Here is a 240-nt window from a genome sequence, read left to right on the forward strand (position 1 = left end):
GTTGTAAGCCTGATACTTTATAAGTAAGAAGAGGAGGATCTACATCTCCATATGTTTTGGTCATAGCATCTGCCTCAACTTTTAAACTCGCTGATGTAATTTCTAAAGTAGCATCCGTAAAATCTAAAATATAGTTATCATTAGCCAATAGTGTTCCTTGACTAATAACATAAGTACCTACATTCTCTCCCTGCTCGCGAGATAATGCTCCGTGTAATACCTGATCTTGTGTGTCACTAT

1 protein-coding gene is annotated in these 240 nt (G+C 36.7%); it reads right to left on the reverse strand.

Going from position 1 to position 240, the window contains the following annotated elements; all coding sequences use genetic code 11:
- On the reverse strand, positions 1-240 hold a 240-nt coding region (locus tag RH98_RS15820), incomplete at both ends, for an MBG domain-containing protein (RefSeq protein WP_010258288.1).

Source organism: Myroides injenensis M09-0166 (genome assembly GCF_000246945.1).
Taxonomy (GTDB): domain Bacteria; phylum Bacteroidota; class Bacteroidia; order Flavobacteriales; family Flavobacteriaceae; genus Flavobacterium; species Flavobacterium injenense.